Here is a 14,194-nt window from a genome sequence, read left to right on the forward strand (position 1 = left end):
CCAACAGACACACACATTCAATACCCAGCTCGAAGCAAAACCCCGGGCGACCATGATAGAGCGGGAAATGGATGCCGGCGCGTTCGTCAGCCGCAGCGAAGCTGAAGCGACCCTGCTTGTGCATAGACTTCCTCTATCAGTCTGCGCGCAATCCCCTTAAGGTCTGAGTTTTAAGAGGGGGTAGCTCGGACGCTTGCCGAGCATTCCGAGTCAAGCAGTATTAATGTCAGCGTTTCACTCCAAAGCAGTGCGAGAGTTCAGGAAAGCAGCCATTGCGGACATCCGATGCGTACTGCCCCACTGCATCGCGGATAACAGCATGGGCATCGACATAACGTTTAGCGAAACGCGGTACGAACTCACCACCAAGACCCAGGATATCTTCGATCACCAGCACCTGGCCATCGCACGCGGGCGAGGCCCCGATTCCGATCGTCGGCACGCGCAGTACCTCGGTCAACTCTCGGGCCAGCGGCTCTGCCACCCCCTCCAGCACGATGCAAAAGGCCCCTGCTGATTCCATCGCCATGGCTGCCTCACAGATAGAGTCTGCCGATTGCTCATCCATACCTTGGGCTTTGAACCCACCCATGGTGTTGACGAACTGGGGCATCAACCCGATATGCGCCATCACTGGAATGCCCCGCTCCACCAGAAACTGCACGGTGGGCGCCATGGCCGCATTACCTTCCACTTTTACCGCTGCGACATTCGCTTCCTTCATCAACCGCGCTGCACTGCGGAAAGCCTGAGCCGGCGACTCCTGATAGGAGGCGAACGGCAGATCAGCCACCACACACGCGCGACGTGTAGCACGCACTACCGCGCGACTGTGTTGGATCGTCTGATCCAAAGTGAAATCCAGTGTGTTGGGCTGCCCGTAGGCAACCATCGCGGTCGAATCCCCCATCAGGATAACGTCGACAAATTCGTCAACGATTTCAGCGAGCGATCGATTGTGCGCGGTCAACGACACGATCTTGCGGTTGCCCTTGCAAGCCCTGATGTCGGGTACGGTTAGACGGCGGGTTTCACTGATTGCGGTACTCATGAAGTTAGCTCCTCGCGAAAATAGCGTTGAAGGAAGGACCTCTTAAATCGACGCGGACGCCAATTCGGCTCTGGGCGATACGCCCGTCATCTGGTCAAAGAATTCGACTATCAGATCAAGTGTGTGGGCGGTCTGATCAAGATGCGGCGAGTGTCCGCAATCGATCAGGCAATGCTGGGTGACCACTGCGGGTATCTTGCGTTGAATCGCGCTCAGCTGCGCCAGCGTTCCGTACTCGTCCCGATCTCCCTGCAACAACAAGACAGGGCAACGGATATCGGCCAGGCACTGCTCAATATTCCAGTCAAGAAAATGATCGGACCTCCAGACACTGCTCCACCCCTCGAAGACTGCTTTGGGATCGGGATGAAACAGAGCGAGTTGTCGTTCCAGGTTCCCGGCCAGGAACGAATTTCGCGCGGCGTCGATGCCACTCAAGGTGATGGATTCGACGAAAACATGTGGAGCAAACAGCACCAGCCCCGCAACAGGGAATTTGCTCGCATGGAGCAGCGCGATAGACGCGCCATCGCTATGCCCCACCAGCACTGGATTGCGAAGCTGCAGTTTTTCCAGCAGTTCAGGCAATACCTGCTGCGCCTCCACGTGCATATAGTCAGAACGACGTGGCAAATCCGCTCGAGACGAGTGACCGTAACCATAGCGGCTATAAGTGAGCACTCGGCGTCCGGTCATTGCTGCCAGTCGATAAGGGAAACGTCGCCACATCGCAATGCAACCGAGTCCCTCATGCAGCAGTACAAGCGGAGGAAGATCTGACTCACCGTCGATCAGCAAATAATCAATTTCTCCGCCATTCAGCGAGATCGTCGCCATCATTCACCCCCTACTGCGATAGGCAAACCGGGTGCGGGGCCAAGCCCCAAAACCGCACGGCTGCTGAAAATCACCAATATCGTCACCAGTGCGCCGAACAGGCCAATGGTTGAAGACATATCCCATACGGACAAAAGCAAACCCACCCCGACCACGGGCACAATCAACCCCAAATAGGCCGCGACGAAAAAGCCTGAACTGACCTCCGCAATACGATCGGCAGGAGACAACATCGTCACCAGTCCCAGACCTGCGCGCAGCACCATGCCCGCCCCCATCCCTCCCAAGACCGCTCCCCCCAGGAACAAGAACAAGGATGCAAAATGAAAGGCCAGCCAGACACAGGCCAAAGCCAAGGGCAGCAGCCAGACACCAACGGGAACGACTCGACGGGGCGACAATCGCAACACCAGCAACTGGCCGATTGCAGCACTGCAGAAAGTCAAAAAGACAATGCCTCCGCTCAACAGAAGGCCACTGTGATGCAATCCAACTGCGAGGAAACGACCAGCCAGTGCGGCGAACAAGCCAAGAAAGCTAAAGCCGCACAACACCGACATTGCCACGGCCATAAAGGCTTGCCGCATCTCACTCGGTATCCTCAATCGCTGCAATCGCAACGGTGGGCGAGTACCTCCGTGGATCACTGTTTCGGGTAGCCATGGCAACAGCAAACCCGGCAACAGCATGAACAGCAGCGCGATATAACTGGCATGGAGCGGCTGCGCGGCACTCTCTGCCACCCAGCCAGACAGTAACGCCCCAAGCCCCAGACCGCTCATGTTGCTCAAGCTGGAGATCAGCGCCGCGAGTGACCGATTACTCAGCAACTCGCTCAGATAGGCAGTCGTGGCCCCCACCATCAACCCTACTGCCATCCCGGACAATATTCGCCCAACGAACAAACCGGCTAACGTGGGCCAGAGTAAAAAACTCAACAGACTGGCAAATGTCAGCCCGAGCCCGAGCCCCAGCACTGCTCGTCTGCCCAACAAATCAGACAATCGACCAAACACCATCAATTTGAACAGGATGGCGAGTGCGTAGGACGCGAATACCAACGTCACCACAAATGGAGACAAGCCTAATTGCGTGGCATAGAGCGGATACAACGGCGTCGGCAACGTGCCCACCATCATTACCACCAACAACAGATAAGTGCTGAGCCACGCGGCGCGTCTGAATTGGGTTGGGACTCGCATGAGTCACTACCAGTTAATCTGTCGTGCATCGAACAGATTAACCCCCAGTTGGGCCTTGCCTAAGTACTCCAGACAGTCCATTGGCTTGGCCGGCATAACACTGCAAAAGAACGATTCGCGCAGGAATCGTTCCAGCGGTCGGCTACGATTCAATGTGCTCGCACCACAAATCTTGACCGCCGCCATTGCCATCTTCGGCGCAAGCTCACCGATGAAGTACTTGGCAGCATGCACAGCGGCATTCGCCTCTATCGTTCCGCGCCGTTGCACGATGAGTGTGCCGGCCTCATTCAGCAACGCTCGACCCGCTTGCAACTCAGCCGATAGCCGGCCTACTTCCTGATGGATCGCGCTGGATTCGAGTTGGGAAGGCGTGGAACGCACGGCCTCGGTGATGTGTTGCAGCAACGCGGTAGCAATCCCAAGATAAACACCGGTATAACCGGAAATCATCCAATGAGGCTCACGTACCAGCTTGAATAAAGACATCCCTTCGACTGCCAGAAACAAACGCTGGCGGGTCAAAAGTACATTTTCAAAAGTCATGCTGGCGGTCTGGGTACCATTCATGGCAAACCCGTCCCAAACTTGGCCGTAACGCACACCTTCGTCATTGCGACCGACCACGAAGTGGCTGATTTCGCTGTCGCTGTCGTTACCCTCAGGTTTTGCCGTTACTACGATATAGTCTGCAGCGCCTGCCAACGACACGAAAGACTTGTTGCCATTGAGCAGGAAACCGCCTTCATGCGGGCGGTAATGTGTCTGGATACCTCGCAACCGCGCACCACTACCCAGCTCTGACGTCGCAGATGCAAACATCTTGTTGTGCGATATCACCTCACCAAATACCCAGGAGCGAAAGGCATCCGCAGCCGCTGACAGCGATTTCCCCGCCGACTCACATAACGAGCCAAGCGCCACATTGTGCATATTGAATCCCAGCGCAGTTGCCGCGTCATACTGGGCAAGTCGCGCCAGAACCTGGCTATATTCCAGATAATTCAGACCCGCCCCCCCAGCCTCCCGAGGGATCAGCAAGCCCAACAGACCAGACTCCTTGATCAGTTGATAGCTCTCGCTACTATCCGATTGTTGGTTATCTACCAACGGAGCCAAGTCGACCAGCCGTGTACCGATGCGATCCACCAACGTGAGAATTTCATCGATTTGATGTGGCAAAGCCATATGCGTTGACCTTATGTATATGATTCAAAAACTCTAGCGAGCGCTCAGTTCTCGACTGGCAAACCAGCCTGGCGCGCCACGCTGATACGTAGCAGATCGTTCGCCCCCGCATAGGTCATTGACGCCAATGGGCTGATGAGATCGATCGCCCGACCGGAATCGGCGATGTAAGAACGCACACCACCTAACTGGGCTGCCAACTGCGACAGCCGCGTAAAGTCTTCAGAAACCGAAATCTTTACCATCGCGGCTTCACCGCTCAATTGACGAATCGTCACCCCGGCATCGATGCGCCGCGCAATGCCGTAGAGCAGTTTTCGCGAACGGTAAAGGTACATGCTCATGTCGGCCACATGCCCCGCCACCAGGTGACTGGAGCTCATGGATCTACCGAAGTGAATTCGCTCCCGGCTCCACTCCACCGTCTGATCCAGCATCCTGTGCATGGGGCCTAGTGCATACCCCATCAGCAGCGCTCGTTCCCAGGTCGTGGTCGCGGTCATTACAGAGAAACCCGCCCCCTCGCCTCCCAACAGGCTGTGCTCTTCCAACCGCACACCGTCAAAGGTCAACACCCCCATCGGTACGCCGGGCAACGCGGTCTTGTCCAGCGGCTCACTGCGCACTACGCCCGCATCCGACAGGTCAACCAGTGCGACTGATAAATCGAATGGTGATCGGCCCTTGCCGGTACGAACGAACACCAAAGCGTGATCGGCTACCGGGGCGGCGGTAATGAAGCGCTTCTCGCCCGTCAACCGATAACTACCGTCCGCCTGACGTTCAGCCACGGTTTCCATCGACTTCGGATCACTACCGCCCTGCACTTCAGTCAGCGCGTGACACAACAGCGTCTCTCCGGTTTCCAGGCCTGCCAGTTGTTTGCGCTGTTCGGCATTCAGCCAGGGCTGCATAGGCAATTGCATACCGAACAACTGTGAAGCCAGCGCATAGCAAAGGGCAGGACTCAGACCGCTCATGCCCAATCCTTCCACCATCGCGAGCTTGTTTGTCACGGTGCTATTGGAGGTGCGCAGCAGCCCTGTCGCCGCTGCCAGCAACCATTGCTCGCGGAACGTTTTGCCTTCCAGCTCAGGCAACAAAGCCTGACCCTGGATGCAACTCTCCTGCACCGCTTGTTCAACTAACTTGTCTTCTTCTGCGAACAGCATCACTCGCCCTCTCTGTTATCGGCACAGACTCAAGCGAGCTCGACCAGGGCGGCCTCAATGACGGCCCATAGTGCGGCCGGCGTGCGAAATGAAGCCGCGACAACTTTGTTTTCGGGGAACGCTATTTCGAACTTTTTCTCAACGTCGGCGACAATGGATATGATCGTGAGAGAGTCCAGCCAGCCTTCCTCCAATAGCGCCGTATCCGGTACCACATTAAGGTCTGCACCTTGATATTGAGTCAGCAGATTCGAATGAATCAGCGCGCACAGCGTTTCAATGTTCTTCATGACTTATCTCTTCCATGTTTAAACTCAACAGGCTCAAAGCATGTCGATCTATTTTGCCGTTGGCAGTCGTTGGCAGCCTTCGCGCCATATGAACTCCATCCGGTTGCATCCTCTTCGGTAATGTTCCGCTCAAGCCGCGAACAATCTCATCCCGCCCTGTACTTGCACTCACCACGTGTACCCAGATCTCACAGTCAGGCGCTGTGCCATGGCGAGCTACAACGGCGGCAGTTTCAACACCCGGCAAGGCCAATACCGCACTTTCTATGTCCAGAAGATCAATGCGGTGGCCGCGACGCTTCACCTGATGGTCTCGTCGACCTTGCAGATGAAAGCGACCATCCGCCGCCTGATACCCGATATCCCCCGTGCCATAGGCCAACCTTTCCACTCCATCGCGGAAGTACACTGCACGGCGGGCATCGCGACAGATGCCATCAACCAGATAACCAGCGAATACCGTCGGCCCTGCAACGAAAATCTCACCCTCCGACGCTGCGCGACCGTCGTCACCGATGATGTCGACTTCCACTCCATCAATCGCCCAACCGATCGACGGCAAAACCGTCTCGATACTCGGCAGGCTCACCTGTTCTGCGGTGCACACATTGGTTTCCGTAGGCCCATACAGGTTGTAGAACGGCAAGTCGGGGAATGCAGTCAGATAGCGCTTAAGCAGTTGTGGCGGGAACGGTTCACCCGCGTACAACGCGGCGCGTAGTGCAGACGGCCTCGCTTGCTCAATCCCGCCCTGCTGTAGCAGCATCTGGTACAAGGTGGGTACTGCGTAGAACACTGAGATACACTGCTCACCCAGCCAGCGCGTCACATCGCGAGGAAAAGTCTTGAGGTAGTCTGGCAACAGGCAAAGACAGGCTCCGGCCAGTGCGGTCGAGAACAGATCGAAGGTCGTCAGATCGAAGGTGAGTGCCGCTTGTGATCCAACACGGTCTTCACAGTCCAGAGCAATTGCGCGTGCCGCCCAGGCAGCAAAATGCAGGACGTTGGCATGCGATAGGCATACACCCTTGGGCACGCCGGTACTGCCTGATGTAAACAAAACATAGCCACCCTCGCACCCGGCATGTCGACGTGGTTGTCCTCGCAAGGGGAACAGCCATAGATCGCCCACTGCGCGAGCGTCGCCAGACTGACCATGAATGGAAACCACCCTGGAGGCTGCTGCCTGGCTTGCAGGGGTAGCCAATAAAAAATCCAGGTCGGCGTTGGCCAACATCCGTGCACCCCGTTCCGCGGGGTCCTTGACATCCATCGGAGCGACTAATGCCCCCAGCCTTAATGCGGCATAAATAGCCACAACAGCGGCTGCGCTCTTCGCAATATAGATGCCTACTCGATCACCGGCCTGCACGCCTTCCGCACGCATCAACTCGCATAACTTATTAACCGTTTCGTTCAGTTGTTGATAGCTGAATGACGCATCTTCCGCTTGTAGCGCGGGCCTCTGTGGATAGCGCTGTGCAGATTCAACCAGCGTCTGATCAAGCCGAATACAATCACTGAACAAGGTTGGCCTCTACTACTGATTTGATGTTCCCCGTCTTGGCATCCGGACGTTTTTGGCGGGGCGATAGTAGAAGCATTTCTCCAACCGGAGTGAGTGAACAATTTTTATAAACTCTATGCGGAAATGGAATACAAGATGGACCTGAAGAACTTGCGCTATTTCGTGGAAGTGACTGAGCATGGAAGCTTCTCGAGGGCATCCCACACTATTCACGTCACCCAATCGGCACTTAGCAAAGCCGTTCAATTACTCGAAGAAGAACTGGGTACGACGCTATTGGTTCGCAGCCGTCCAGGCGTGCCGTCACGCTTGACCCCGTCGGGTGAAGTGGTATTCCGCCATGCCAAAGGATTACTGAACCGCAGCAAGCAAATGCTGACCGACGTAAACCTGCTCAATAGCCTCGTCACCGGCGTCCTTCGGCTGGGGTTACCCCCTTTAGGCAGTACCGATCATATAGCGGTCGTGTTGACCGAGTTTCGGCGACGCTTTCCCCAAGTGGAACTCCAATTGTGTGAACAAGGAGGCCAAGCCCTGGAAGAGGCCGTTCGCAAGGGCGAGATAGAGCTGGCTATCAGTCTGCGACCAGAGGGCGACGACCTGGCTTGGCTGCCGATTTGTGAGGAGCCACTCGTTGTCGTCCTGCCGCCTCGCCACCCACTCGCCAGCCGCCATCGACTGACTCTGCCAGATTTGGCGCATCACCCATGGGTACAGCTGCAGGGCGCCTCTATCCTCAATCACCGCATCAAGCTCTGTTGCCCTGCTCTGGACGTCAGTCGCCTACAGGCAGCCAAGAGCGACAACCTGGCCTTTTGCCTGTCATTAGTGGCCGCGAATGCAGGCCTGATGGTATTACCCAGGCTATTGGCTCAACACCATATCCCACCCGGTGTGGAAATCGTCCCGCTCGAATGCGCCGAACTGCAGTGGCAACTCGTCGTAATCTGGCGCAAAAACGCACAGCTGTCGGTAGCGGCACAGCAATGGCTTGAACTGTTGGCAACCGACGCTGGCCAATAACCTGGCAAATCCTCGACGTCGCTCCCGGCGCCAAAAAACAAAGGTCTGAACAGAAATGCCCCACCGCTTTTGCTGAACAGGTGTTGGCCGATGCACGGCGGGGTGTATATAGTCGCCCCCATTGCAACCCGCCGGCCCATTCCAAGGAAGAGAATGATGAGTGACCTGCACACCCTTACGGCCGCCGAACTGCTGGCCCGATTCGCCAGCCGGCAACTCACTCCCATCGACTATTACGACCAGCTCCTGACCCACATCGACCGCTGGGAGCCGCAGATCAATGCGCTCTACGCCTTCGACCCGCAACAAGTGCGTCAGCAGGCCCAGGCCTCCACCGAACGCTGGAACAAAGGCCAACCCAACGGCGCCCTCGACGGTGTGCCGGTGACCCTCAAGGAACTGATCGCCACCGAGGGCCAGCCCATCCCGCTGGGTAGCGCCGCCACCCGCCTGACGCCGGCGCTGAAGGATGCACCGCCCGCCGCGCGCTTGCGTGAAGCCGGGGCAATCATCCTGGCCAAGACCACCGTTCCGGATTTCGGCATGCTCTCTTCGGGCCTTTCCAGCTTCCACGGCATCACCCGCAACCCCTGGAACACAGCCAACAACCCGGGTGGATCGAGTGCCGGGGCCGCCGCTGCTGCAGCTGCCGGTTACGGGCCTCTGCACGTCGGCACTGACATCGGCGGATCGGTGCGGCTGCCTGCGGGCTGGTGCGGGCTGGTCGGCTTCAAGCCGACACTGGGGCGCATCCCCATCGACCCGTATTACACCGGCCGCACGGCCGGCCCCATGACCCGCACGGTCGATGATTGCGTGTTGTTGATGCAACACCTGGCCCGCCCCGATTCGCGCGACGCTACCAGCCTGCCACCGCTCACCACGCAATGGAGCAATCAGCCGCTGTCGGTAAAGGGCCTGCGTGTCGGCCTGATGCTCGAACCCGGCACCGGCCTCGCACCTGAAGATTTCGTCTGTAACGCCGTGGAGCAAGCAGCGCGGCTGTTCGAAGCCCACGGTGCCAAGGTCACAGTGATTGCACCGATCATGGACCGCGCCCAGCTCGACGGCCTCGACCAGTTCTGGCGCGCTCGCCAATGGGCTGAGCTGTCGGCCTTGAGCAGCGAGCAATTCGACAAAGTCTTGCCGTATATCCGCGACTGGGCCGCCCCAGGCGCCGATATCACCGGCGTGGAAGCCGTACGGGGCTTCAACCAGACCTTCGAAATGCGCCGCCGCGCCGCGCAGTTGTTCGACACATTCGACCTGGTGCTCTCTCCCACCAACCAGATCAACGCCTTTGCGGCCGACTGGCCGTCACCGAGCAATGACCCGCAGCAACCGTTCGAACACATCGTGTTCACGGTGCCCTGGAACATGGGCGAACAACCGGCGCTGTCGATCAATTGCGGTTTCGCCGACGACGGCATGCCCATCGGGCTGCAGATGATCGCCCCGCGCTTTGCCGATCAGTGGCTGCTGCAAATCGCCAAAACCTACGAAAACTGGCGTGGCGCAATCCACTGCTGGCCGAATCCTGCCTGAATTCGGCCCCTCAAGAACGCCCCTCCCACCTTGTTGTTCCAGGCCTTCCCGGCCGGAGCGCTATCGACCTGAAAGGCAACGGAATGCCCGTACAACCATTGACTCGCCCCGATCCTGCACGCGATACACCCACGCCGGGCGCCGGCAAAAAAAGCATCTTCGCTGTCGTCCTGGGTAACGCCGTGGAGTTTTTCGACTTCGGTGTATACGCAACGTTTGCGGTGATGATCGGCCACACGTTTTTCCCGTCCGACAGTGCCTTCGTCAGCCTGATGCTATCGGTCATCGCGTTCGGCACCGGCTTTATCGTCCGGCCCCTGGGTGCGGTGCTGATCGGCGCCTACGCCGACCGCGTCGGGCGCAAACCGGCGATGCTTTTGACCCTGGTGATGATGGCTGTGGGCACCGGCAGCATCGCGATATTGCCCGGCTACGAGACCATCGGCATCGCCGCGCCGATCCTGCTGGTGGTCACCCGCATGATCCAGGGCCTGGCCTGGGGCGGTGAAGCCGGCCCCGCCACTACCTACATCCTTGAAGCGGCGCCCCCCCACAAACGCGGCACCTACGCCTGCTGGCAAGTGGTTGCCCAAGGCGTCGCCGCGATGGTAGCCGGGCTGGTGGGGTTCACCCTGACAAAAGTCCTGTCCCCGGAAGACCTCAATAGTTGGGGCTGGCGTGTACCGTTCGTGTTCGGTCTGCTGGTGTTGCCGATCGGTATCTACATCCGTCGCAATCTTGCTGAAACCTTCCACGGCCACACCGAACAAACCCGCACCGGCGATCTGGTACGGGAAATAGTCGGCAAACACCGGCGCGCTCTGGTGTTGGGGCTGCTGATTCTTTCCGGCAGCACCATCACCCAGTATTTCCTGAACTACATGACCACCTTCGCCCTCACCGAATTGAAGCTGCCCACCAGCATTGCCATGCTCTCGACCCTGGTGGCCGGCGCCGCCATGGCTGTGTGCGCGGTGGCCGGGGGCATGCTCTGCGACCGCTTTGGGCGTCGGGTGATCCTGATGACGCCCCGAGTGGTGTTGCTGTTGATCCTGTTCCCGGCCCTGCAACTGATGACCGAGCACCCCAGCTCGGCGACCTTCCTGCTGACCCTGGCGGTACTCTCGGGCCTGCATGGCATGAGCGGCGCAGCGTTGATCGTGCTGCTGGTGGAGAGCTTCCCGAAATCGGTGCGCGCCACCGGTTTCTCCATCGTCTACGCCTTCGGTGTCGCAGCGTTTGGTGGTACGGCGCAGATCATCATTACCTGGCTGATCGGCACCACCGGTGACCCGATGTCGCCCGTCTGGTACCTGCTGATCGCTAACCTTGTGTGCCTGACCGCCGCCTGGTTCGCCAAGGAAACGCGTCCGTCGCTGCCCGAACGCCCCGCCCGCGAAACCCTGCTTGCAGAAGCCCAGGTCCGCTGATAAATGCGCCCCGGGGCCTTCCCGGGACGGTTGCCTTACATCTGATTTGTATGGGATTTACCATGTATCCACGTCTTTTGCTGGCCGTCACTTTGGCATCCGGCACCCAGGCTTTCGCTCAGCCATTCCCCCAAGAGCAGGCCCAGGTTAACGCGCCAGGTTTTCTGGAAGGCAGCACCCTGGACCTGAACCTGCGTCACTACTATTCCAACCAGCACACCAAACGCACCACTCACCTGAGCATCAAGAAACCCGGCGGCATCGAGCCCACCCGTATTCGCGAAACCTGGGTGCAGGCGAGCATGCTCAAGTACAGCTCCGGCTATACCCAGGGCCTGATCGGCGTCGGCATGGATGCAGGGATCTTCAGTGCCGTAAACCTGGAGCGCGGCCACGGAAAGGTGGCCAACGGCGGCGACCGGGTGCTGGTAGACGGCGATGGCGATGCGATTCCCACCTGGAGTCGCCTAGGTATAGGTGATGTGCGTGTTCGCCTGTCCAACACCGAGCTCAAGGCCGGCCGGCTAATGACCGACAATCCGATCCTGCGCTACAAGGACAACCGCGCCCTGCCCTCCAGCTTCCAGGGCGTGGGCCTGCTCAGCAACGAACTCGACTGGCTGTCGATACAGGGCGGCAGCTTCGAACGGGCGATTCCGCGCACCGGCACCGGCGCCGAAAAGCTGACCACCACCTTCGGCAACCGCGCCTACAGTGGCGCGCGCATCAGCTACCTGGGGGCCACGGTCAAACCGGGTTATGGACTGGAAGCCAGCGTCTACGCCTCGCGTTTCGAAGACATGTGGGACCAGACCTACGTCGGCGTTACGCACCGCATGGGCGACCAGGATAATCTGGCCCTCAAGACTGCCTTCAACTACTACCACACCAGTGATTCAGGCAAGAAGAACCTCGGCTACATCGACAACAACGCCGCCAGCCTGGCCTTCACCACCACTCACCAGGCCCATAGCCTGACGCTTGCCTGGCAGCAAATATTCGGCAACGAGTACTTTGACTATGTGTGGGAATCCACTGGCAACTACATGGCCAACTCGTTATACGCGGACTACAACGGCCCCAACGAAAAGTCCTGGCAACTGCGCTACGACCTGGACTTCACGACCTACGGAGTCCCTGGTCTCACCGCCAGCCTGTGGCACGCCAAAGGCTGGGACATCGACGGTACCCACTACGACGGCGACCGCTACGGCCGCAATACCGGCTACAACGTGCGCGGCCTGGACGACGCAAAACACAACGAAAACGGTTTGATGCTGGGCTATATCATCCAGTCCGGAAAACTCAAAAACTCGGTGCTGCGCGCCATCGTCTACAACCACCTCGCCAGCGGCGGGCAGATTGACGGCAGTTACGACGAGTTCCGCATCGTCGCCAACGTGCCGATCAACCTATTCTGAGGCGCAGTTCAGCGATATGTTCTGACCACCGACTGCGGCCCCCACAACAACATCTCGCCCATCAAAATGCCAACTGCAAGGTCTCCTTCCCCTCCAGACTCAACAAAAACTGCTTCGCCCCCAACCCACCCGCAAACCCGGTCAAACTCCCTGAAGCCCCAATCACCCGATGGCACGGCGCAACAATCGAAATCGGATTTTTCCCATTCTTTGTGTTTCCCCCGGCCATAAGAAAAGTGATCTACACAACGAACGCCATCGAGAGTATCAACGCTCAGTTGCGCAAGATCATCAAGACCCGAGGTCACTTCCCAACTGACGATGCTGCGACGAAGTTGATCTGGCTGGGCTTACGCAACATCACCGCGAACTGGGGCAAGCCGGCCCATGACTGGAAGAGTGCGATGAATCAATTTGCGATCCTGTACGGAGATCGATTTATCAGGCCGACCTGGTAAAACTAAGGCCTGCCTGACGGCAGGCCGCTACCAGCCCGCACACAAAAAATCTGACACTCTCCCCACCAATGGCCAATAAATCGTCCCCTTTTTCCACCTTTTTCCATAAAAGCGATTTCAGGCTCGGCACACTCCCCCGCAGCTGCCGAGCCTGCGAGGCTGCGTTCGGCCGCGCAGCGGTCGTAAAATCAAACACCACGTTTTTTCAGGTCAACCGTGGAGGCAGAACTCACGACCGCTTCGCAGCCGAACGCAGGCTTCGCCAGCTGCTACAAATCGTGTAACGGCTTAACTAACCGGTATCCGGACAACGCGCTGCTACGGCGCCTCCGGCTGATCAAAATTATCCAACGCCCGATTCACCAACAACTCCCCCAACGAAATCATCTGCTGAATCGCCAACGCCACATGCCGACGTGTGCCCTCCAGCTCAAACGCCAAATCACTGGCCATCACATTCAGCGACGCCAACGTTTCCGAGGCATGCGCCAACAGCGTCTCGTTATCCAGATCAGGAATCACCGTAAAAATATTGGAAGGACGCTTATCGGACAGCGGCGCCTCAACAAACGGCGGCTTGAGGTAATGATCCAGCGCCCGCGCGGCGGCGGCGTGGAGTTTTTTGGAATCGGTGGAGGCGTAAGGGGAAGTGCCTGGGGTTTCTACGGAATCGGGAGTGACCTTGTGCATGGTGAAGCTCCTAAACAAAGTTTTTGGGGGCTGTATCACCTATACCTGTTCAGGTCGCTAAACCCGGCCGCTGAATTGGCAGCGACACCTGGAGGTTATCCACATGCCTTCCCACCTGGCAACCTTGAAAAACTGTCGGAAGATTCTCCCAAAGTAGAATTTTTGTAGCCGCCTCCTAGGACTGAATCGGGTGTATTGGGGAACAGCAGAAAATAGTTCTGCTCCCAATAGCTTTGAGCGATGGCAATTGGCCTCGACAAAAAGTACGATTACAAACGACCAAATAACCTTGAGCAGCATTACCGCAGGCTCAGAGAGCTAAAGAGTTGCAACCGCAATTTTTCCGCGTTCGACCGATC

12 protein-coding genes and 2 pseudogenes are annotated in these 14,194 nt (G+C 58.0%); 5 read left to right on the forward strand and 9 right to left on the reverse strand.

Translation table 11 applies throughout. The features are described 5' to 3' along the window. Positions 1–226: 226 nt before the first annotated feature. The 7 genes from panB to AC1RJ3_RS12475 are packed head-to-tail and all read right to left on the reverse strand — an operon-like array spanning position 227 to position 7,268. Positions 227–1,051, reverse strand: a complete 825-nt coding sequence (gene panB / locus AC1RJ3_RS12445) for a 3-methyl-2-oxobutanoate hydroxymethyltransferase (RefSeq protein WP_054595686.1) — start codon at positions 1,049–1,051, stop codon at positions 227–229. Between the two features lie 42 nt (positions 1,052–1,093). Then, the gene (locus AC1RJ3_RS12450) at positions 1,094–1,891 is read right to left on the reverse strand and encodes an alpha/beta fold hydrolase (protein ID WP_102667285.1); all 798 of its coding nucleotides are present in this window, start codon (positions 1,889–1,891) and stop codon (positions 1,094–1,096) included. Beyond that, a complete protein-coding gene (locus AC1RJ3_RS12455) occupies positions 1,888–3,090 on the reverse strand; it encodes an MFS transporter (protein WP_493079176.1) in 1,203 nt (400 codons plus the stop codon). The genes AC1RJ3_RS12450 and AC1RJ3_RS12455 overlap by 4 nt, the downstream gene beginning before the upstream one ends. 6 nt (positions 3,091–3,096) lie before the next feature. Next, entirely contained in the window at positions 3,097–4,278 is a 1,182-nt protein-coding gene (locus AC1RJ3_RS12460; RefSeq protein ID WP_493079178.1) for an acyl-CoA dehydrogenase family protein, read from the reverse strand. A 44-nt stretch (positions 4,279–4,322) separates the two neighbouring features. Further along, entirely contained in the window at positions 4,323–5,450 is a 1,128-nt protein-coding gene (locus AC1RJ3_RS12465; RefSeq protein ID WP_493079180.1) for an acyl-CoA dehydrogenase family protein, read from the reverse strand. Between the two features lie 29 nt (positions 5,451–5,479). Further along, positions 5,480–5,740 carry an acyl carrier protein gene (locus AC1RJ3_RS12470; protein ID WP_347928943.1) on the reverse strand — a complete coding sequence of 87 codons (261 nt, stop codon included), beginning with the start codon at positions 5,738–5,740 and terminating at the stop codon, positions 5,480–5,482. Further along, positions 5,727–7,268, reverse strand: a complete 1,542-nt coding sequence (locus tag AC1RJ3_RS12475) for an AMP-binding protein (protein WP_493079182.1) — start codon at positions 7,266–7,268, stop codon at positions 5,727–5,729. The genes AC1RJ3_RS12470 and AC1RJ3_RS12475 overlap by 14 nt, the downstream gene beginning before the upstream one ends. A 135-nt stretch (positions 7,269–7,403) precedes the next feature. Here AC1RJ3_RS12475 and AC1RJ3_RS12480 point away from each other — a divergent pair, with 135 nt between their 5' ends. From AC1RJ3_RS12480 to AC1RJ3_RS12495, 4 genes are all read left to right on the forward strand, one after another. Next, positions 7,404–8,291 carry a LysR family transcriptional regulator gene (locus AC1RJ3_RS12480; protein WP_054595681.1) on the forward strand — a complete coding sequence of 296 codons (888 nt, stop codon included), beginning with the start codon at positions 7,404–7,406 and terminating at the stop codon, positions 8,289–8,291. Between the two features lie 156 nt (positions 8,292–8,447). Beyond that, a complete protein-coding gene (locus AC1RJ3_RS12485; RefSeq protein WP_493079184.1) occupies positions 8,448–9,836 on the forward strand; it encodes an amidase in 1,389 nt (462 codons plus the stop codon). A gap of 83 nt (positions 9,837–9,919) precedes the next feature. After that, on the forward strand, positions 9,920–11,266 hold the full coding sequence (locus AC1RJ3_RS12490) for a citrate-proton symporter (protein ID WP_347928940.1): 1,347 nt from the start codon (positions 9,920–9,922) through the stop codon (positions 11,264–11,266). 62 nt (positions 11,267–11,328) lie between these two features. Then, the gene (locus AC1RJ3_RS12495; RefSeq protein WP_493079186.1) at positions 11,329–12,687 is read left to right on the forward strand and encodes an OprD family outer membrane porin; all 1,359 of its coding nucleotides are present in this window, start codon (positions 11,329–11,331) and stop codon (positions 12,685–12,687) included. A gap of 61 nt (positions 12,688–12,748) precedes the next feature. Here AC1RJ3_RS12495 and AC1RJ3_RS12500 read toward each other — a convergent pair. Further along, positions 12,749–12,895 (reverse strand): annotated as a pseudogene (locus AC1RJ3_RS12500) (methylated-DNA--[protein]-cysteine S-methyltransferase); the annotation flags it as partial. Here AC1RJ3_RS12500 and AC1RJ3_RS12505 point away from each other — a divergent pair. Next, positions 12,891–13,145 (forward strand): annotated as a pseudogene (locus AC1RJ3_RS12505) (transposase); the annotation flags it as partial. The pseudogenes AC1RJ3_RS12500 and AC1RJ3_RS12505 overlap by 5 nt on opposite strands. A 318-nt stretch (positions 13,146–13,463) precedes the next feature. Here AC1RJ3_RS12505 and AC1RJ3_RS12510 read toward each other — a convergent pair. Further along, positions 13,464–13,835, reverse strand: coding sequence for a DUF6124 family protein (locus AC1RJ3_RS12510; protein ID WP_347928938.1), 372 nt, complete (start codon positions 13,833–13,835; stop codon positions 13,464–13,466). Positions 13,836–14,194: the final 359 nt, after the last annotated feature.

The sequence above is a fragment of the Pseudomonas sp. GW822-FHT04C11 genome, from assembly GCF_058800905.1.